At 65.6% G+C, this 19,467-nt stretch carries 16 protein-coding genes; 13 read left to right on the top strand and 3 right to left on the bottom strand.

Translation table 11 applies throughout. The annotated features are described in order from the left end of the window. The first annotated feature begins 76 nt into the window (after positions 1–76). From eat to ACNQPB_RS07265, 9 genes are all read left to right on the top strand, one after another. Entirely contained in the window at positions 77–1,507 is a 1,431-nt protein-coding gene (gene eat / locus ACNQPB_RS07305; protein ID WP_498750390.1) for an ethanolamine permease, read from the top strand. Positions 1,508–1,555: 48 nt separating this feature from the next. After that, on the top strand, positions 1,556–2,926 hold the full coding sequence (locus ACNQPB_RS07300) for a glutamine synthetase family protein (protein ID WP_498750389.1): 1,371 nt from the start codon (positions 1,556–1,558) through the stop codon (positions 2,924–2,926). Beyond that, entirely contained in the window at positions 2,907–3,677 is a 771-nt protein-coding gene (locus ACNQPB_RS07295) for a gamma-glutamyl-gamma-aminobutyrate hydrolase family protein (protein WP_498750387.1), read from the top strand. Before ACNQPB_RS07300 ends, ACNQPB_RS07295 begins: the two co-directional genes overlap by 20 nt. Continuing rightward, entirely contained in the window at positions 3,674–5,044 is a 1,371-nt protein-coding gene (locus tag ACNQPB_RS07290; RefSeq protein WP_498750385.1) for an aldehyde dehydrogenase family protein, read from the top strand. Before ACNQPB_RS07295 ends, ACNQPB_RS07290 begins: the two co-directional genes overlap by 4 nt. Before the next feature lie 54 nt (positions 5,045–5,098). Next, positions 5,099–5,881, top strand: a complete 783-nt coding sequence (locus tag ACNQPB_RS07285) for a 3-oxoacyl-ACP reductase (protein WP_498750384.1) — start codon at positions 5,099–5,101, stop codon at positions 5,879–5,881. 158 nt (positions 5,882–6,039) lie between these two features. After that, the gene (locus tag ACNQPB_RS07280; protein ID WP_498750382.1) at positions 6,040–8,238 is read left to right on the top strand and encodes an amylo-alpha-1,6-glucosidase; all 2,199 of its coding nucleotides are present in this window, start codon (positions 6,040–6,042) and stop codon (positions 8,236–8,238) included. A gap of 10 nt (positions 8,239–8,248) precedes the next feature. Next, positions 8,249–9,289, top strand: a complete 1,041-nt coding sequence (locus tag ACNQPB_RS07275; protein ID WP_498750381.1) for a glycosyltransferase family 4 protein — start codon at positions 8,249–8,251, stop codon at positions 9,287–9,289. Positions 9,290–9,366: 77 nt separating this feature from the next. Further along, entirely contained in the window at positions 9,367–11,118 is a 1,752-nt protein-coding gene (locus ACNQPB_RS07270; protein ID WP_498750379.1) for an AMP-binding protein, read from the top strand. Positions 11,119–11,123: 5 nt separating this feature from the next. After that, positions 11,124–11,630, top strand: a complete 507-nt coding sequence (locus ACNQPB_RS07265; protein ID WP_498750377.1) for a MarR family winged helix-turn-helix transcriptional regulator — start codon at positions 11,124–11,126, stop codon at positions 11,628–11,630. 27 nt (positions 11,631–11,657) lie between these two features. On the opposite strand, the gene ACNQPB_RS07260 is transcribed toward ACNQPB_RS07265, so the two are convergent. After that, complete coding sequence (locus ACNQPB_RS07260) at positions 11,658–12,695, bottom strand: zinc-dependent alcohol dehydrogenase family protein (RefSeq protein WP_498750375.1); 1,038 nt, start codon at positions 12,693–12,695, stop codon at positions 11,658–11,660. A 39-nt stretch (positions 12,696–12,734) separates the two neighbouring features. Next, positions 12,735–13,772 carry a saccharopine dehydrogenase NADP-binding domain-containing protein gene (locus tag ACNQPB_RS07255; RefSeq protein ID WP_498750373.1) on the bottom strand — a complete coding sequence of 346 codons (1,038 nt, stop codon included), beginning with the start codon at positions 13,770–13,772 and terminating at the stop codon, positions 12,735–12,737. Here ACNQPB_RS07255 and ACNQPB_RS07250 point away from each other — a divergent pair. The 3 genes from ACNQPB_RS07250 to ACNQPB_RS07240 all read left to right on the top strand — a co-directional run bounded on the left by ACNQPB_RS07250 (position 13,756) and on the right by ACNQPB_RS07240 (position 17,150). Further along, entirely contained in the window at positions 13,756–14,439 is a 684-nt protein-coding gene (locus tag ACNQPB_RS07250) for a TetR/AcrR family transcriptional regulator (protein ID WP_498750371.1), read from the top strand. The two genes, ACNQPB_RS07255 and ACNQPB_RS07250, sit on opposite strands and share 17 nt — an antisense overlap. 33 nt (positions 14,440–14,472) lie before the next feature. After that, positions 14,473–15,315 carry an AfsA-related hotdog domain-containing protein gene (locus ACNQPB_RS07245; RefSeq protein ID WP_498750370.1) on the top strand — a complete coding sequence of 281 codons (843 nt, stop codon included), beginning with the start codon at positions 14,473–14,475 and terminating at the stop codon, positions 15,313–15,315. Between the two features lie 467 nt (positions 15,316–15,782). Then, entirely contained in the window at positions 15,783–17,150 is a 1,368-nt protein-coding gene (locus tag ACNQPB_RS07240) for a hypothetical protein (protein WP_498750368.1), read from the top strand. Between the two features lie 142 nt (positions 17,151–17,292). Here ACNQPB_RS07240 and ACNQPB_RS07235 read toward each other — a convergent pair whose 3' ends face one another. Further along, positions 17,293–17,865, bottom strand: coding sequence for a dihydrofolate reductase family protein (locus ACNQPB_RS07235; RefSeq protein WP_498750367.1), 573 nt, complete (start codon positions 17,863–17,865; stop codon positions 17,293–17,295). 131 nt (positions 17,866–17,996) lie between these two features. Between ACNQPB_RS07235 and ACNQPB_RS07230 the strand changes: the two genes are divergently transcribed. Further along, entirely contained in the window at positions 17,997–19,463 is a 1,467-nt protein-coding gene (locus tag ACNQPB_RS07230; protein ID WP_498750366.1) for an insulinase family protein, read from the top strand. Positions 19,464–19,467: the final 4 nt, after the last annotated feature.

Raw genomic sequence — 19,467 nt, 5'->3', positions numbered from 1 at the left:
TTGGACTAAAAACAGTCCTTTAGAACGTGCGCACTTCAGACTTTCCCAATGCATTCCTCCCCACTTAGGAAGACACATGGAAACAACAGACACAGCACGCAACGACGATGCATATTTGCAGCACCGCAAGCTGAACCGCGGCGCCGCCGGTTGGGTGCTTCTTGCCGGGCTGGGCGTTGCCTACGTTATTTCCGGCGACTTCGCCGGCTGGAACCTCGGCCTTGCCCAAGGCGGCTGGGGCGGGCTGTTGATCGCCTTCATCCTGATGGGCGTCATGTACACGTGCATGGTCTTTGGCCTCGCTGAACTTTCATCCACCCTCCCGACGGCGGGAGCGGGCTATGCTTTCGCCCGCCGGGCCCTGGGTCCACTCGGGGGATTCGCCACCGGCATGGCGGTGCTGATTGAGTACGCGGTGGCGCCAGCTGCCATTGCCACGTTCATTGGCGGCTACATTGAAGCGCTGGGTCTCTTCGGCCTCAGCAACTCCTGGCCCGTCTACCTGGCCACCTACGTCATCTTCATCGGTATCCACATCCGCGGCGTGGGCGAAGCGCTGAAAATCATGTTCGCCATCACCGCGGTGGCAACGGTCGCCCTGGCCGCCGCGGTCGTCGGGCTGCTTCCCAAGTTCGATCCGGCCAGGCTGTTCGACATTGTTCCCGACGGTTCCACCGGATCCAGCGCGTTCCTTCCGATGGGAATCAGTGGCATCCTTGCGGCGCTGGTCTACGGAATCTGGTTCTTCCTCGCCGTCGAAGGCGTTCCCTTGGCAGCCGAAGAGACGTCAAACCCGAAGCGGGACATGCCCCGGGGCATCATTGTCGCCGTACTGATCCTTGTAGTTTTCGGCGCCTTGATGCTCGTCCTGGTTCCGGGGGCCGCCGGGGCCAAGGCCATGAGCGGTTCGGACAATCCGCTGCCGGAAGCACTGCGCATCGCCTACGGCGGCAATACGGTCCTGGCTGACTTCATCAATTACGCAGGCCTCGCCGGGCTTGTGGCCAGCTTCTTCTCCATCATCTTCGCCTACTCGCGCCAGCTGTTCGCGCTCTCCCGCGCCGGCTACCTGCCCCGCTGGATGTCCCTCACCGGAAAGCGCCGCACGCCGTATTGGGCACTGATCGTCCCCGGAACGGTCGGCTTCCTGCTTGCCGCCACCACGCAGGACGGGGCCCTGCTGATCAACATCGCCGTCTTCGGGGCGACCGTCTCGTACGTCCTACTCAACCTCTCGCACATCGTGCTGCGAAAGAAGGAACCGCTCCTGGAACGGGGCTACCGGACTCCCGGCGGAACAGTCACCACTTCGATTGCCCTGGTACTGTCCGCCGTGGCAGTCGTGGCTACATTCGTCGTCGACGTCCTCGCCGCCTCCATCACTGCCGGCATTTTCGCCGCGGCACTCCTCTACTACTGGTTCTACAGCCGGCACAGGATCGTCGCCGGCGCCCCCGAGGAAGAATTCGCCCAGCTGGCACGCGCTGAAGCAGAGCTCAAGGCCTGACGGCACCGAGATTTAAGAACCATCCGAAATCCACATCGCGGAGGCATCATGAATGCTCAAGACAAGAGCCGGCAACTGACGCTGGAGACGCTCAAGGAACTCATCGAAACCGGCGAAATCGACACAGTTGTCGTTGCAATCACGGACGCCCTTGGCCGGCTCCAAGGCAAGCGCTGCGGCGCCCGTTCCTTCCTCGAAGACGTCCTGGACCACGGCGCCGAAGGCTGCAACTACCTGCTTGCCGTGGACGTCGAAATGAACACTGTTGACGGCTACGCCATGTCCTCCTGGGAAACCGGCTACGGCGACATGGTGATGAAACCGGACCTTGCGACCCTGCGCCGCGTTCCCTGGCTCGAAGGCACTGCAATGGTGCAGTGCGACGTGCTCTGGACCGACGGTTCACCCGTGGTGGCATCGCCCCGGCAGGTCCTGAAGGCCCAGCTCGAACGGCTTGAAAAGCTTGGATATCGCGCCCACATCGGCACCGAGCTGGAGTTCATCATGTTCGATGACTCCTATTCCCAGGCCTGGGCGAAGAACTACAGCGGCCTCTCCCCAGCCACGCAATACAACGTCGACTACTCCCTCCTGGCCACGTCCCGCCTGGAGCCGGTGATCCGCTCCATCCGCAACAACATGGAGGCCGCAGGCCTGGTAGTGGAATCCTCCAAGGGCGAATGCAACCTGGGCCAGCAGGAAATCACCTTCCGCTACGACGAGGCACTGGCGGCGTGCGACAAGCACAGCTTTTACAAGAACGGCGCCAAGGAGATCGCCGACCAGCACGGCAAGAGCATCACCTTCATGTCCAAATTCAACGAACGCGAAGGCAACTCCTGCCACATCCACATCAGCCTCACGGACCTCGACGGCAGGCCTGTGCTGGCCGGCGACGGCGAACACGGGTTCAGCGCGGTCATGGAACGCTTCATCGCAGGGCAGCTCGCGGCGCTCCGGGAACTCAGCTATTTCCTCGCTCCCAATATCAACTCCTACAAGAGGTACGTCGAGGGCAGTTTCGCGCCCACGGCCATCGCTTGGGGGCTGGACAACCGGAGTTGCGCGTTGCGGGTGGTGGGACACGGCCCTGGCCTGCGCACCGAAAACCGCGTCGGCGGAGGCGACGTGAATCCTTACCTGGCGGCAGCCGCCCTGGTTGCGGCCGTCATCCACGGGCTGGAAAACGACGCGCCGATGCCGCCGATCACGAAGGGCAACGCCTACGACTCCGATGCCGAACGGCTGCCCACGACGCTCCGCGATGCCCGCGCCCTGCTGGCGGAAAGCAGCATCGCCCGGAAGGCCTTCGGCGACGAGGTGGTGGATCACTACGTCCACGCCGCCGGTGTGGAACTGTCCGCGTTTGAAAGTGCCATCACCGACTGGGAGCGTGTACGTGGTTTCGAACGACTCTAAGGCCTACCGTCCGAAGATCGCCCTGACCAGTTACTACCAGGAAGCATCCTGGGGAGTCTGGAAGGAAACGGCAGCGATCCTGCCCGGCACCTACGTCGAAGCCGTCGTCGCCGCCGGCGGGACGCCGCTCCTGCTGCCGCCGGTCGGCACGGACGAATCAGTCCTGGACATTGTGGACGGACTGATCGTGGTGGGCGGTCCCGACGTCGACCCGTCCCTCTACGGAGCAGCACCGCATCCGCGGACAGCAGCGCAGCCGTTGCGCGATCTCCACGACACCGCACTCACCCGGGCCGCGCTGGCACGGCAGCTGCCCCTGTTCTCCATCTGCCGCGGCGCGCAGCTCCTCAGCGTCACGCTGGGCGGCTCGCTGGTGCAGCACATCCCGGATATCAACCCGGAAGCCAACTACCAGCCCGCCCCCGGGGTATTCGGCGAAGCGGTCTTCGCTACCGAACCCGGCAGCCTCATCGAAGGGCTGCTGGGCACGTCGGGCACGGCTCCCTGCTACCACCACCAAGCAGTCGATGCAGTGCCCGCGGGGCTGCGCGTCACCGCGCGCTCGGCCGACGGCACCATCCAGGCCCTGGAAAGCGACGACGACAGCTGGGTTCTGGGCGTGCAGTTCCATCCGGAGCAGAATCCGGCAGACCTTCGGCTCTTCCACGGCTTCGTGGCGGCCGCCACCGCCTACCGCGCCGAACGCCCGCTGACCATCACCGAGACCACGAAAGCGATGTCCACCCCATGACCGCCACTGTCTTTGACGTCATCAATCCGGCCACCGAAGAAGTCATTGAGTCGGTGCCGCTGGCCGGTACCGCCGAAGTCGACGCAGCGATCGCCCGTGCCGCCGCCGCTTACGAAAGCTGGCGCCTGCTTGCCCCGGCGGATCGGGCCCTGCTGCTGCGCCGCTTCGCCGCCGCCGTCGACGCCGACCTGGAAAACCTGGCGCAGCTGGAAGTCCGCAACGCCGGCCACACCATAGGAAATGCGCGCTGGGAAGCCGGCAACGTCCGGGACGTGCTGCAGTATTTTTCGGCAGCACCGGAACGGAACTTCGGCAAGCAGATCCCGGTAGCGGGCGGCGTCGACGTCACGTTCCAGGAGCCGCTCGGGGTGGTGGGCGTGATCGTCCCGTGGAACTTCCCCATGCCGATTGCCGGCTGGGGATTCGCCCCCGCGCTTGCCGCCGGGAACACGGTGGTGCTCAAGCCCGCCGAAGTGACGCCCCTGACGGCCATCCGGCTTGCTGAACTGGCCTTGGAGGCCGGCATCCCCGAGGGGGTGTTCCAGGTAATCCCCGGCAAGGGCTCGGTCGTGGGCCAGCGTTTCGTTACCCATCCCGCGGTCCGGAAAGTCGTCTTCACCGGTTCGACGGCGGTGGGCAAGCGGATCATGGCAGGTTGTGCCGACCAAGTGAAGCGGGTGACCCTGGAGCTGGGCGGCAAGAGTTCGAACATCATCTTCGAGGATGCCGACCTGGAACTGGCCGCCGCAGCCACGCCCGGCGGCGCGTTCGACAACGCCGGGCAGGATTGCTGCTCGCGCTCCCGGGTCCTGGTGCAACGCAGCGTCTACGAACGCTTCCTGGAACTGCTTGAGCCCTCGGTACTCGGGCTCAAGGTCGGGGACCCCTCCCGTGAATCAACCGACATGGGCCCCCTCATTTCCGCCCAGCAGCTTGCGACCGTCGCCTCGTTTGTTCCCGACGGCGCCCCGGTCGCCTTCCAGGGCAAGGCCCCTGAAGGCGCGGGCTTCTGGTTCCCGCCAACGGTGCTCACGCCGCGGGCCGATGACCCGGCTTTCATGGAGGAGATCTTCGGGCCCGTGCTTTCGGTAGTTCCCTTCGAGGATGAGGCGGAGGCGATCAGGATCGCCAACAACACCGAGTACGGGCTGTCCGGGTCCATCTGGACCTCCAGGGTGGACCGCGCCCTGCGGGTTGCGCGGGGCGTCGAATCCGGGAACCTGTCCGTCAACTCCCATTCCTCGGTGCGCTACTCCACGCCGTTCGGCGGCTTCAAGCAATCGGGGCTTGGCCGTGAACTCGGTCCGGACGCCTTGGCGGCCTTTACCGAGACAAAGAACGTCTTCATCTCCACCAGCCCGGCCTGAGCCGGACTCCTTTCAACCAGCCAACAGTTCACAAGCCAGAACAAGGAGCCAACAATGAGCGCAGTAGTTTCCAACCGTCTCGAAGGACGCAGCGCCGTCATCACCGGCGGCGCAAGCGGCATCGGACTTGCCACCGCACGCCGCATGGCAGCGGAGGGCGCCAACGTCGTCATCGCGGACATCGATCCCACCACCGGCGAAGCCGCCGCTGCAGAGGTCGGCGGCCTGTTCGTCAAGGTGGACGTCACCAGCGAAGAAGAAGTACGTAGCCTCTTCGCCCAGACCAAGGAGACGTACGGCAGCGTGGACATCGCGTTCAACAATGCCGGCATCTCCCCCGCGGACGACGCCTCGATCCTGGATACCGGCATCGATGCCTGGCGCCGCGTCCAGGAAGTCAACCTGACGTCGGTCTACTACTGCTGCAAGTACGCCATCCCGTACATGCAGGAGCAGGGCAAGGGTTCGATCATCAACACGGCGTCCTTCGTTGCCGTCATGGGGGCCGCCACCTCCCAGATCTCCTACAGCGCATCCAAGGGCGGTGTGCTGTCCATGAGCCGGGAACTCGGCGTCGAGTTCGCCCGCCAGGGCATCCGCATCAACGCCCTGTGCCCGGGGCCGGTCAACACTCCCCTGCTCAAGGAGCTTTTCGCGAAGGACCCGGAGAAGGCTGCCCGACGCCTGGTCCATGTCCCCTTGGGCCGGTTTGCCGAACCCGAAGAGCTGGCCGCCGCCGTCGCGTTCCTTGCCAGTGACGACGCTTCCTTCATCACGGCATCAACGTTCCTCGTGGACGGCGGGATTTCCGGGGCCTATGTGACGCCGCTGTCCTAGGAGCGGCGCCCGTCTCCGCCCGCTGTTTCCATCCCGATGGAAACAGCGGGCGGCTGGCTTCTGGCGCCGCCCCGAAGGCAGGCGTAGGGTCGTGCTTGGCTGACAAACGTAGCCGCCGGCCTATCCGAAGCCGGCGGGACCGCCGTGAAGGAGCCGCCGTGGCCGGATGGAACGCCGATACCGCTGCCGGTCCGCTGGGCGCCTCCGTGACCCTTGTGGACGGTGCGAACTTCTGCATCTCCGGGCTGGCCGGGGACATGTACTCGGACCGTCCGCACGGTGTCTTCCACGCCGACACCCGGATCATTTCGCGCTGGCGCCTGACGGTCAACGACGTCACGCTGGAGCCCCTGGCTGCGCGGAACCTCGAACCCTACCGGGGCCTGTTCCTCGGCCGTCCGGGGCGCCTTGCGGGGCGCATGGACAGCCCGCTGATCGTCGAGCGACGGCGGGAGGCCGGCGTCGGGATGGAAGAGCGCATCACGGTGCGCAACCATTCCCGCGAACCCGCGGTGTGCAACCTCGAACTCACCATGGACGCGGACTTCGCGGACCTTTTCGAGGTGAAGAACGCCAGGATCACCCGTTTCTGGGAACAAAAGCGCCGGGTGGTCGGCGATTCCCTGTCCATCGAAGGCTCCTGGCGCGGGGCCCGCAAGGGTGTGGTGGTCCACGCCCCGGACGCCGCCGTCCGCCACGAAGGCCTGGGGTACACGCTGGTGGTCCCGGCCCACGGCAGCTGGAGCGTGACCGTCACCGTTTCTCCGCTGCCCGTTCCGCTGGACTCCGATTCTTCAACGCCCGACGGCGGCGGGCCGGCCGGGCCTTTGCCGCACCAGCCGTTCCACCGCCTGAGTTCGGCGGAGTCCCCCGCGGAACTGCGGCGCCAGGAGTGGATCCGGAAGACCCCTGCCCCGGAAATCGGCAATCCTTCCTTCGCCAGGACCCTGCAGCGCAGCCAGGAGGACATCGGCGCGCTCCAAATCGAGGACCCCGAGCGGCCGGACCGTACCGTGATGGCGGCCGGCGCACCGTGGTTCATGGCGCTCTTCGGCCGGGACGCCCTCCTGTCTTCCTATATGGCCCTGTCCCTGGATCCCACCCTTGTCCTGGACACCTTGTGGAACCTCGCTGAGCGGCAAGGCACCAAGGTGGACCTGCTCACCGAGGAGCAGCCCGGGCGGATCCTGCACGAGGTGCGGCCCGGCATCGGAACTACCCTGGCGCTGGGCGGAAAATCCACCTATTACGGTTCCATCGACGCCACCCCGCTGTTCGTGGGACTCATGGGCGAGGCGAGCCGCTGGGGCTTGGGCCGGGAGCAGATGTCCGCGCTGCTGCCCTATGCCGACCGTGCCTTGGACTGGATCCGGGACTACGGGGACCGCGACGGCGACGGTTTCGTCGAGTACCAGCGGCTCAACGACCAGGGCCTGGTCAACCAGGGCTGGAAGGACTCCTGGGACGGCATCACCTTCGCGGACGGCCGCCTGGCCGAGCCGCCCATCGCGCTGTGCGAAGTCCAGAGCTATGTGTACAGTGCCTACACTGCCCGGGCCTGGCTGGCCTACGACGACGGGGACCAAGCCCTGGCGCGTGAGTACCGCGAGCGGGCCGCGGAACTGAAACGGAAGTTCAACGAACAGTTCTGGCTGCCGGACCGCGGCTACTACGCCATCGCCCTGGATCGGGATAAGCGGCCCGTGGACTCCTGCGCCTCGAACATGGGGCAATGCCTGGTCAGCAGCATCGTCGACGAGGACAAAGCGCCGCGGATGGTGGAGAAGCTGATGTCTCCGGAGATGTTCAGCGGCTGGGGTATCCGCACCCTGGCTTCGGACATGGGGGCCTACAACCCGGCCAGCTACCACAACGGTTCGGTGTGGCCGCATGACAATGCCCTGATTGCCACCGGCCTCATGCGCTACGGCTTCGTGGCCGAGGCGCAGCGGGTGGCGATGGCACTGTTCGAGGCCGCGGAATACACCGACCACCGGCTGCCGGAACTCTTCTGCGGCTTCGACCGTGCCGAGTACCCCGAGCCTGTCCCGTACCCGACGTCGTGCTCGCCGCAGGCCTGGGCCGCCGCCGCTCCGGTGCAGCTCCTGCGCGTCCTGCTGCGGCACGATCCCCACGTGTCGTTGAACCAGCTGTGGCTGGCCCCGGTCCTGCCGCCGGAACTCGGTGACGTCCGCATCAGCAACTGCCCCATTGGCGACGCCCGGATGACAATCACCGTGAAAGACAATGTGGCAACAGTTGAAGGTCTCCCGCCGGAAATCACCCTGCATCACGGAACCAGGCCGGTGCTGGCCGAACTGGTGGAACTTGCGGAGAAGCTGAGTCCCACCAACTAGGAGCACTTCCATGCGGATAGGCCTGATCGCACCGCCTTGGGTTCCGGTACCGCCGACCGCCTACGGCGGGACGGAAGCGGTGGTCCATGCCCTCGCCACCGGCCTCACGGCAGCCGGGCACAGCGTGGTTCTCGCCGCGTCTTCGGACAGCAGTTCCCCGGTGGAGCGGCCCGGCGGCTTCGCCCCGGCGCACCGTTCCGGGATGGGGCAGAGCATCTCCGAGCTGCCCCACGTGATCCGGGCATACGAGGCCCTCGGCGCCGTCGACCTCATCCACGACCACACACTTGCCGGCCCCCTGTACCGGCACCGGCCGCACGGCGTTCCGGTGGTGTGCACGATGCACACTGTCATGACCCCGGAGTTGCGCAGCGTCTACCGGATGATGGCCCGCGACACCGCGCTGGTGGCGATTTCCCGGCACCAGGCCCACTCCGCCCCGGACGTGCCCACCGCCCGGGTCATCCACCATGGCGTCGATCCTGCAACCATCCCGTTTGGCGACGGCCGCGGCGGCTACGCCCTCTTCCTGGGCCGCATGGACCCGACGAAGGGGCTGGTGGAAGCGATCATGGCCGCGCGGGCGGCAGGGATCCCGCTGCGGATCGCGGCCAAGATGAGCGCCCGGGCAGAGGTGGACTACTTCCGGGATGTCGTGGAGCCACTGCTCGGCGGCAACGAGGAGTTCCTGGGCGAGCCGGATGCCCCCGGCAAGTTTGATCTGCTGGGCGGGGCGCTGGCGCTGATCAACCCGCTGCAGTGGGACGAGCCGTTCGGGATGGTGATGATCGAATCGCTTGCCGCCGGGACACCCGTGGTGGCCGTGCCGCGCGGCGCGGCTCCGGAAATCGTCGACGACGGCGTCACGGGCTTCCTCAGGAACGGCACCGAAGAACTGGCCCTGGCGTTGCGCGCGGCGGCCGGGCTGGACCGGCGGGGCTGCCGTGCCGCCGTCGAACGCCGTTTCAGCGCCGAACTGATGGCCAGGCGCCACGCCACGCTGTATGCGGAACTTCTTGCCGGGGAGCTGCGGACCGGCCGGCCTTCCTAACGCTTGGATGTCCTAGTATATTTTGCAAGTGATGCGGGCCTCCGGCTGCGGACGGCCCGTGAAGCGAAAGGCACGCCATGACTGTCACCGAAGACTTCCGTGCGGCCCGCGACCGGCTCCTGGAGCTGCGCACGGACTACGCCCAGGCCCACCGTGAATTCCAGTGGCCGCGCTTTGAACACTTCAACTTCGCGCTCGACTGGTTCGACGCCATCGCCACGGACCCGGCCAAGGGCGGCAATCGCGCACTGGTGATCGTGGAGCAGGACGGCAGCGCCACGCGCCGCAGCTTCGCGGAACTCTCGGAGTCTTCCGCCCGCCTGGCGAACTGGCTGCGCGGCCAGGGCGTGCGGCGCGGGGACCGGATGATCGTCATGCTCGGCAACCAGGTGGAGCTCTGGGAGCTGATGCTGGCCGGCATCAAGCTGGGCCTGGTCATGATCCCCACCACCACGCTGATGGGCCCGCGGGACATCGCGGACCGGGTGGAACGCGGCGGCGCACACTGGGCCGCCGTCGGGAGCGCCAACATCGCAAAGTTCGCCGAGGTACCCGGCGACTACACGCTGATCGAGGTGGGCGACGGCGGTACTGCCTCTGCCGCCCTGACGACTGGCGCGCTGCGGTACTCCGATCATGCCTCGGAACCGGCGGAATTCACCCCGGACGGTCCCACCCGCGCCGACGAGACGATGCTGCTGTATTTCACCTCGGGCACCACTTCGCGGGCCAAACTCGTGGAACACAGCCACACCTCCTACCCGGTGGGCCACCTGTCCACGATGTACTGGATCGGCATCGAACCCGGGGACGTGCACCTGAACGTGGCCTCCCCCGGCTGGGCCAAGCACGCCTGGTCCAATGTGTTCACGCCGTGGATCGCGGAGGCGTGCGTGTTCGTCTACAACTACGAACGCTTCGACGCCAAAGCCCTCATGGAACAGATGGACCGCGAAGGCGTCACCAGCTTCTGCGCCCCGCCCACGGTGTGGCGCATGCTCATCCAGGCGGACCTGACCCTGCTGAAGAATCCGCCCAGCAAGGTGGTGTCCGCCGGCGAACCGCTCAACGCCGAAGTGATCGGGCAGGTGGAACGCGCCTGGGGCCAGACCATCCGCGACGGCTTCGGCCAGACCGAGTCCACCGTGCAGGTGGCCAATACCCCCGGCCAGCCGGTCAAGACCGGCTCCATGGGGCGGCCGCTGCCGGGGTACGACGTGGTGCTGGTGGATCCGGCCACCGGCGAGGAGTCCGACGACGGCGAGCTCTGCCTGCGCCTGGACCCCCGGCCCGTAGGCCTCATGACCGCCTACTACGGCGATCCGGAGAAGACCGCCGAGGCGTTCCGCGATGGCTACTACCACACGGGCGACATGGCCAGCCGGGACGAAAACGGCGTCATCACCTATGTGGGCCGCGGCGACGACGTCTTCAAGTCCTCCGACTACAAACTGTCCCCTTTCGAACTTGAAAGCGTCCTGATCGAACACCCGGCCGTGGCGGAGGCCGCCGTCGTGCCTTCCCCGGATCCGGTGCGGCTTTCGGTGCCGAAAGCCTTCGTGGTCCTGGCCCCGGGCTACACACCTGGGCCCCGGGTCGCCGAGGACATCCTGCGCTACTGCCGGGACCATCTGGCGCCTTTCAAGCGGATCCGCCGCCTCGAGTTCGCCGAGCTGCCCAAGACGATTTCCGGTAAGATCCGCCGGGTGGAGCTGCGCCAGAGCGAGGAGAGGCGCCACGGATCCGATGGACAACCCGGGGCGGGCCCGCTGCCGGCGGGCCTGGGCGTCGAGTATTCCGAGTCCGAATTCCTGGGCCTGAAGGACTGAGGCCCATGGGAACCCCATTGCCGCGCGACCCGATCGCCGACGCCCGCCGGAACTGGGAGCGCCACGGCTGGAGCGAAGTGGCTGCGCCCATGGCCGCAATCACGGCGATCATGCGCACGCAGCAGATCCTCACTGCCCGGATCGAGTCCGTGCTCAAACCCCTGGGCCTGACCTTCGCGCGCTACGAACTGCTGGCCCTGCTCAGCTTCGCCCGCAGCGGCGCGCTGCCCATGAACAAGGCGAGCGCCCTGCTGCAAGTCCATCCCACCTCGGTGACGAACGCCGTCGACCGCTTGGAAAAGGCGGGACTGGTGGTCCGCTCACCGCATCCGACGGACGGCCGCACCACCCTGATCGAGCTCACCTCGGAGGGCCGCACCCTGGCCAAGCGCGCGACGACGGCCCTCAACGCAGAGGTCTTCGGCCAGTCGGGCTTTGAGGATGGCGACGTGGAGCAGCTGATCCAGGTGCTGGGCCGCTTCCGCAAGGCGGCCGGCGACTTCGAGGACTGAGGGCAAGGGCGGTCTTAGCGGGCCGACCTAGCGGGAGGGGTCGATCATGGTCATGCCCGCGGGCGAGCCTTTGTCGAAGCCGGGCAGCATGGCGGCTGCCTCTTCAAGGCCGATGGTGCGTTCGATCAGCCGCTGCGGCTGCAGCGATCCTTGTTCGATGAGCGCCATCATTCCGGGATAGTCGACGGCGGCCATGCCGTGGCTACCCAGCAGATCGAGCTCCCAGGCGATGACCCGGGCCATCGGCACCCTCGGATTGCCGTCGACTGCCGGCAACAGCCCGATCTGGACGTGGCGTCCGCGCCGGCGGAGGCTGAGCACCGCATCCGAGCAGGTCTGTTCGCTGCCGACGGCGTCGACCGCAACGTGGCTGCCACCGTCCGTGAGCGTGCTGACGGCCGCCGGGATGTCCGTGCCGTCCGCAAGCAGTACGTGTTCGGCGCCCACGCGGGAGGCCACCTCCAGCGCACCGGGATTCCGGTCGACCGCGATGACCCTGGCGCCCATCGCCTTGGCGATCATCACCGCGCTGAGCCCGACACCCCCGGCACCGACCACGGTCACCCATTCGCCGTCCTTGACCTGCGCCCGCGCGGCGAGGGCCCGGTAAGCGGTGGCGAAGCGGCAGCCCAGGCTGGCTGCGGTGGCAAAATCGATCTGTTCAGGAACGGCCACCAGGTTGGTGTCGGCGGCGTGCAGCATCACGTACTCGGCGAACGACCCCCAGTGGGTGAAACCGGGCTGCTGTTGCCGCGGGCAGACCTGGGCCTCACCGGCCAGGCACCAATCGCATTCCCCGCAGCCGCACACGAACGGAACCGTCACCCGGTCGCCGGTCTTCCACCGCGTGACGCCGGTACCGGTTTCGACGATGACGCCGGCCAGTTCATGGCCGGGAACGTGGGGCAGGGCGATGTCGTCGTGGCCCGCCCACGCGTGCCAGTCGCTGCGGCACATCCCGGTCGCCATGACCTTGACCACCACACCACCGGCCGGGGCTTCGGGCCGGCCCAATTCCCGTACTTCGGGCTGGGCCCGGACGTCATCAAAGATTACTGCGCGCACGTACAGACCCTAGCAAAGGGGTTGTGAGCCCGGTGTCATTTACCAGGCGGATCCGGCCACTCCCCCGAGCCGGATTCCCGGAATTCCCAGCGGAAAACCGGGGCCGAGCAGTTCGCCTGAGGTCAGGACCCCGGACATGCCGCCTGTTTCCAGGCGCCGCGCGACTTCGACCGCGATCACCGCCGTCGACTCCGTCCCGTCGGCTTCCACCCACCCGACGGCAACCTCACCGCGCCCGTTGGCCGCCTGCAGCCAGGCGCTCGAGGGAGCCTTGGACTCAACTGACGCGGCCGGACCCCGGCTGGCACGGAACGGCAGCCGGAGGCCGGACCCCGCCCAATGCCGCGCGATCGGAACGGCCAGTCGGGAGAGCACGCGGCCTGCCGGGCTCGTGTAGTAGGCAGCCACGTTCGGCACGCCGGTTGAGCGGGCCACGGCGAAGACCTCTCCGCTGCCGATCGGAACCGCAGCTCGGGCGTCCCCGGGCAAATCAAAGACCATGACCCTGTCCGGTATCCGTATCAGCCGCCCTCCCTTGAAGGCCCAGCCGCCCGCTGCCAGCAACGCCGACGACGTCCGCCGCACGCCGTCGCTGCGCGTTCCGCCCGGCGAGGACCGCACGATCGTCACAGTGTCCGCTTCCGGCACGCTGCCCAGCACGCGGCGCGCGAGTGCCTCGACGACGGCGGTGGCGAACCCTGCGCCCGGAACCACGGCCACACCCGCATGGCGGGCGGCCCGGTCATGGGACCACGCCTCAAGGAACACCGTCAGCTCGTTGGACACGTCAACGTAATGGCATCCCTGCCGGAGGCACGCCGCGATCAGGGCGGGCGCGGTCGTGGCCATCGGACCGGCGGTATTGACCAGCACCCGGACACCCCGCAGGAGCCGCACAAGGAGGTCGGGGTCGTCAGCCGGGGCGCTCCGCCACGGAACACCCAGCGTCGCCGCAGCGGCGGCCGTATTCACAGGATCGCGGCCGCCCATCAGGGTTTCGGCACCGGCCACCGCCGCAGCCCGTGCAATCCGCAGGCCGACGGAACCGCAGCCATAGACCATGAGAATCGAAGCCACCCCCCGTAAGTCCCCAGCGGTTGCAGCGGAATCCGCGGCCACACTGCGCTCATTGGCTACACTGTGCTTCATTATGGTGCAAAAGGCGGGACGTCCACGGAACGCGGACCTCGATGCCGCCCTCATGCAAGCAACGGAAGAACTGATCCTCGGGAAGGGTTTCGGCGGCCTCTCCGTCGAGGCCATCACAGCGAAGGCAGGAACCACCCGCCCGGCCTTTTACCGCCGCTTCGCGGGCATCCCCGACCTCGTGCTCGCCCTGATGCTGGAGCGCTTCAGCATCGACTTGGACGTTGACATTGATTCCGGAAACCTGCCATCCGACCTTGAAGCAATCCAACGCGACCAGGTTGCCCTTTTCGAGGATCCGCTGGTCAAATCCAGTTTCGCGGGATTCCTGAATTCCCTGCACGATAACAATCCGCTGAGAATGGCATTCCTCGAGAAATTTTTCGCCCCACGGCGGGCCGGAGTGGCTACAATCATCCGTAGGGCGGAAACCCGGGGAGAAATCCCCGAATGCACCGATGTGGAATGGATTTGCGACCTCATCACGGGCCCGCTTGTTATGCGAATCCTTCTGCCCGGACTCCTGCCATTGGACGAAGAGCTGATTTCACATACTGTTGCCAGCGCCCTTTGCGCGCTGGGCTATCGCTCATCTTAGGGGAGATGCTGCATGGATGGCCGGATAGCGCGAATGCTTGTCCATAAGACGTCCGAAGATGCCGTATTGATCGGCCGGCCCCGCAGTTTGAACGGGCACCACTGGGAATTCGATGCCGAACTCCCCCGGGATGGATCCCTCTCGGATTCCAGCGGGGTTCCTACCCTCCTTGGCATCGAACTCATGCGCCAGACTGCTATCGCCTACGCGCATTTGCAAGGCCATGTGCCACTGGACTGGGCTCTGCTCATGAATGAACTCAGTTTCGGCTGGCTGCACCACATTCCAGGAACATCGGAGGGGCCACTGAAGGGCACTGTCGCCGTCAGCACCCTCGCGGTGCAACGGCGAAACGAATTGGTCAGCAAGCTCGAACTGGAAGCCGGCTTCTTTGTCGCCGGCATTCTGCTGGGCGCGGGACGCGGCAGGCTTACGTGCCTGCCCCGCACAAGCTATCGCGCGATCAGGCGGGACGCACCTGCAGTTGACAGGTTTCCCAGCGCCCCGCGGCTCTCCGGGCTGGCAGACGTCGAGCGGTACGGCGTCGAACTCCGGGCGACGTTGGCCTGGAACTGGGATGACCCGCTGATCTTCGACCACCTTTCAGATCATCTGCCCGGCATGCTTCTCGCCCGCGGCATGCTGGACGCACACCATTTACTCACCGGCTTCGACGCCGCGCATGTGGACATCACGTGCGAAAACTTCGGTGAGTTCAATGCGCCCGCCAAGGTCTCGGCGCTCCGGTTCGCGGACGACGAAACACGCGTTTCGATCACCCAAACCGGACGGACACTTGCCACCGGCATATGCCGCGGCTCGAGGCCAAATACGCCCGTCCCGGCACTATTGACCATGGACTCTCCGGACGCCTAAGATTCCGTTACATAGCCAGTCGTAATTAAAACGGGGCAGGACGTTCCTGCAATTTCGAGGATGGGGGATCCGGTATTCAAAGGCCCGTCGATCTGCATCCTCGAAAACGCCTCACTGGCCATTCACAACCGTTGTCACGGTAACCCGCGGCGGATAAATCCCCGGGTTCATTGCGCCTCTGCGCGCTTCCTCTTCTGCACGTCCTGATTTCCGACCCTGCTTACGGTCGTCATGCGGAATTGCACTGGCGATTTCCGCTGGGCAGGACCTGCGCCGAAATCCACAACTCCGCGCCATTCTTGCGGTGGCACCATGTGGGAATGCCGCCGCCCAAATTTAAGATAGGGGGAAAATACGCTGCGCCGCGCTGACGTCACTTCCGGCGCTGCAGCTCTTTTGAAAGCGATCCGAACGGCACGCCTCCCACGGCGGCCGGACGTGAAGCATCAGTCAAGGAGTGAAATGACATGAGCAACGCAATTGATTCGATCCTCCATCTGGAATGGGATGCACTCGACGTCCCCAACACCGACCACCCGCTGGCCACAACCCGCCGGTACCCGGTCCCGACACCCCAAAATGCCGGGGAGAACGACAAGGCCTGGAACCATCTCTATGGCGCCATGATCGCCGGGCTCGGCCTCAAGCCCGATTCCTTCCAGCTGAATTACCCGTTCCTCACCTGGGACTGGCCCATCACGAGCGTCGGATACACCTCGGCGGCGCAGTACGATTTTTGCGCCACTGCGCCTCAGTTCAGCGCAACCGGCGCCTATGTGTCCTCCGGTGTGAAATTCAACGACGCCTACGGCCAGGTGCTCAACGTTGTCGCCGCAGACACGTCCGATCCTGTCCTCGAACAGAAGATCAGCCAGGCCCGGAACGTCCTGAACATCGCCAGCAACGACTACAACATCACCTACGACCAGGCGAGCCGCGCCTACGTACAGGAGACCGGCGGCACCAACGACCCGCCGTTCCTGAAATGGCTGGGCAGCTTCAGTGGAAAGTCGTGGGCGGTCCAGCTCGATGCAGCGGACAAGACGGTCCAAGCCAAGCAGCGGGTCGTGAACCAGTTGCTGTCCGAAACCAGCACGCCCGGCCTGAACGACGCGATTGCACGCTACGGCACCAAGGACTACTACACATTGCTGCAGGATCCTTCGCTCAGCACCTTCCCTGCAGTGCCGGCCTATTCGATCGGGATGGATGCGACCACCTGGCTGCAGAAAGTCCAGGCAGGAACGGGGGGAAGCAAAGGGCAGATCGGCTTCAGCAACAACCAGGCCGAGTACGACTACAGCAAGACCTGGGCCAAGGGAAGCGCATCGGTGGGCAACTTCTTCTGGAGCGTCAATGTCGGCGGCTCCTGGGAGAGGATCGACGAGTTCAGCACCGACAATTCGCTTGAAGTGAGCGTGAACTTCGAGGCCTGGGACACCATCTCCATCGGAGCGGGCCTCTGGTACAACGGGGCGTTCGTCAAGAGCGTCACGGAAGGCCCGTTCATCCGCGGCTACTCGGCGTACGGAGGCGGCGGCGGGAAGGCGGTGTGGGGTCCAAACGGCATCATGAACGTCCAGAAGGTGGGCATGGTGGTCGGCTACAAGCCTTCCTTCAGCATCAAGGTCAGCAGTTCCGCCTTCACGTCCTTCTCGAAGAAATGGGAGGTTTCCTCCGGCGTGCGGATCGGTCCGTTCGACTTCAGCGGCGGCGGCGGCAGCTCCTCCTCCGGATGGACGGCTGACTCCGCTACAAGCACCTTCTCAGGCACCTCGACGGCGGAAACGGCCCTGATTCTCGGGACGACCATCGCCTTGGTCAACCCGGAATAGCAACGCGCCAGGACCGGCTAAGAACCGGTCTGCGAGGGGTCCTGCCCTGCCGCCCAGCGCGACAGGACAGGACCCTCCCAAAGGTACCGCTCTTTGTACTCCTGCGGCAGCCTTTTTGCAGGCGTGGTACGAGCTCTGAAGCTCAGCTATCCAGGGCGTAGCGCAATTCCACCAGCCCGTGGTCGTAAGGTTCGGCGCCCAGGAAGCGCATGGCCCTGGGGTCCATGTCCGCGGGGAACACGCCACGGCCGGAGCCCTGCGCCACGGGCATCACCACCAGCCGCACACCGTCCACTGCCCCGGCCTTGAAGAACGCCTCGCTAAGGCTCAGGCTTCCCCACAGCACCACATCGCCTTGGCTTTCGGCCTTGATCCGGCGGATCGCTTCGACGGCGTCGCCGGATTCGATCGTCGCCGCCGGGTAATCGCCCCACCGCGCTTCGGTCAGGGTCGTCGAAAATACGTGCCGGCGCAGTCCGTTCAACGCCGGCGCGATCGCATCCTGGGCGGAGGCCGGCGTCGGCCAGTATTCAAGGAACATCCGGTAGGTGTTCGCCCCCAACACCATGGCCTCAACGGTGGCAAGCCATTCCACTTGGCTTTGCTCGAATTCGGCGGTGCCGCCCTCGAGCAATTCATAGGCTTTGAATTCGTTGTTCCTGTCCGCGGCAAATCCGTCCGCGGTAACAAACTGCTGGACTATCAGCTGCCCCATGGTTTCCCCTCCCGCGCGCAGCGTCCGGCTACAGGCAGGTGGACTCTACGCCCGGCACCGGGAGCGGACAAGGGCGAAACATTCCAAGAGGCTTCCAAGGCGTCAGGCTGGGAGACCATACAATCGCTCGCATGACAATTCAGCGAACGGAGATCGATGGCGTCCCCGTCTACTGGTTCCCGGGTCCGGAACCCCTAACCGCCCAGCTCGTTTTCCGCGTCGGCGTCCGGGACGAGACGTTCATGACTACAGGCATTACACACCTAGTGGAGCACCTGACCATGTCGGCCGTTCAGGGCCCTCGGCACGGCAGGAACGCTACGGTGGAGCCAAGCTTCACCTCGTTCATGGTCTCCGGGAAGCCCGACGCCGTGGCGGCGTTCATTGCCGAGGCGTGCACCAAGCTTGCCTCGCCTGAACTGGATCGCCTGCCCGTGGAAAAGAAGATCCTGAGTGCGGAAGGCGGCCTGTCAGCCGGACCCGTGGTCGCGGATCACGTCCGCTACCGTTACGGCCTCAAATCGGTGGGACTGGTCGGGGTGGTTCCGCCAGCCCTCAACGCCATCACAGAGGATCAGGTGCTGGCGCATATCCGGAGCTACTTCACCGCCGGAAACGCAGCGCTCGTGCTGAACGGCCCGCCCCCCGAAGGGCTGCGGCTGCCCCTTCCGCCGGGTCCTCACCGCGCGTTGCCCCACCAGGAACGGGTGGACCTGCCGCTGCCCATGTGGATCGAGCAGGGCGCTCCACTGCTCGGACTGTCGCTTGAGGTTCCAGCAGCATCGGATGAGCAACGCGAAGCGGCCCGGGCGATGGCAATCATTGCCTGCGAGCGGGTCCATGCCGAACTCCGCCAGAAGCGCGGATGGATTTACGATATCGACTTCACACCGATCTTCCACCAGGATGGCACTGGCATTGTGTGCTTCGAAGCGGATCCGCCGCCGGAACATCTTGAAGACACTCGGGTGGGACTGATGGGGATCCTCCGAGAGCTGCGCGACGCCGGCCCCACGCGCGCCGAGCTGGACTCGGTAGCCGAAAGCTGGGAGGACTACGAGGCGGACGCGGCCGGTAAGTTCGATGACGTGATCGCCGCAGCGCAACATCATCTCATCGACGAACCGTTCCTTGACCCCGCCACGAGACTCAATCTGCTCCGAAGCTTGGACCCGTCCAACTGCCAAACGGCCCTCGCCCTTCTCGACCGGTCGCTGCTGCTCGGCGTGCCTGAGGGCGCCTGGCTGCAAGAGGAAGGTATCAACCCGGAACAGGAACAACAGCATGCTGCCCTCAAGGGCCAGGTACACCGCCGGAGCATCCGAGGCAGGTTGGCCGGTCTTCCCAGCAGCGCGCAGCTGGTCATCGGTGAGGAAGGGATCAGCCTCACAGAAGGGAACACCCGCACTGTCCTGTGGGACGACGTCGTCGGTGCGCAGCGGTTCCGGGACGGAACGCTCCTAGTGATCGCAAGCAAGGGTTACCAGTTACCAATTCGCCCGGCGTGGTATTCAAAAGGCAAGGAAGCCGTGCAACAGGTCAGCGCGAAGCTTGGCGAACACATGCTTTTCGACGAGGAGCCTGCCCCGGTGCCCTGAGCGG

This window comes from Curtobacterium sp. LFS079, from assembly GCF_047977865.1.
Classification (GTDB): domain Bacteria; phylum Actinomycetota; class Actinomycetes; order Actinomycetales; family Micrococcaceae; genus Arthrobacter.
Note: the sequence above shows the minus strand (reverse complement) of the source record. Positions and strands in the feature narration are given on the sequence as shown.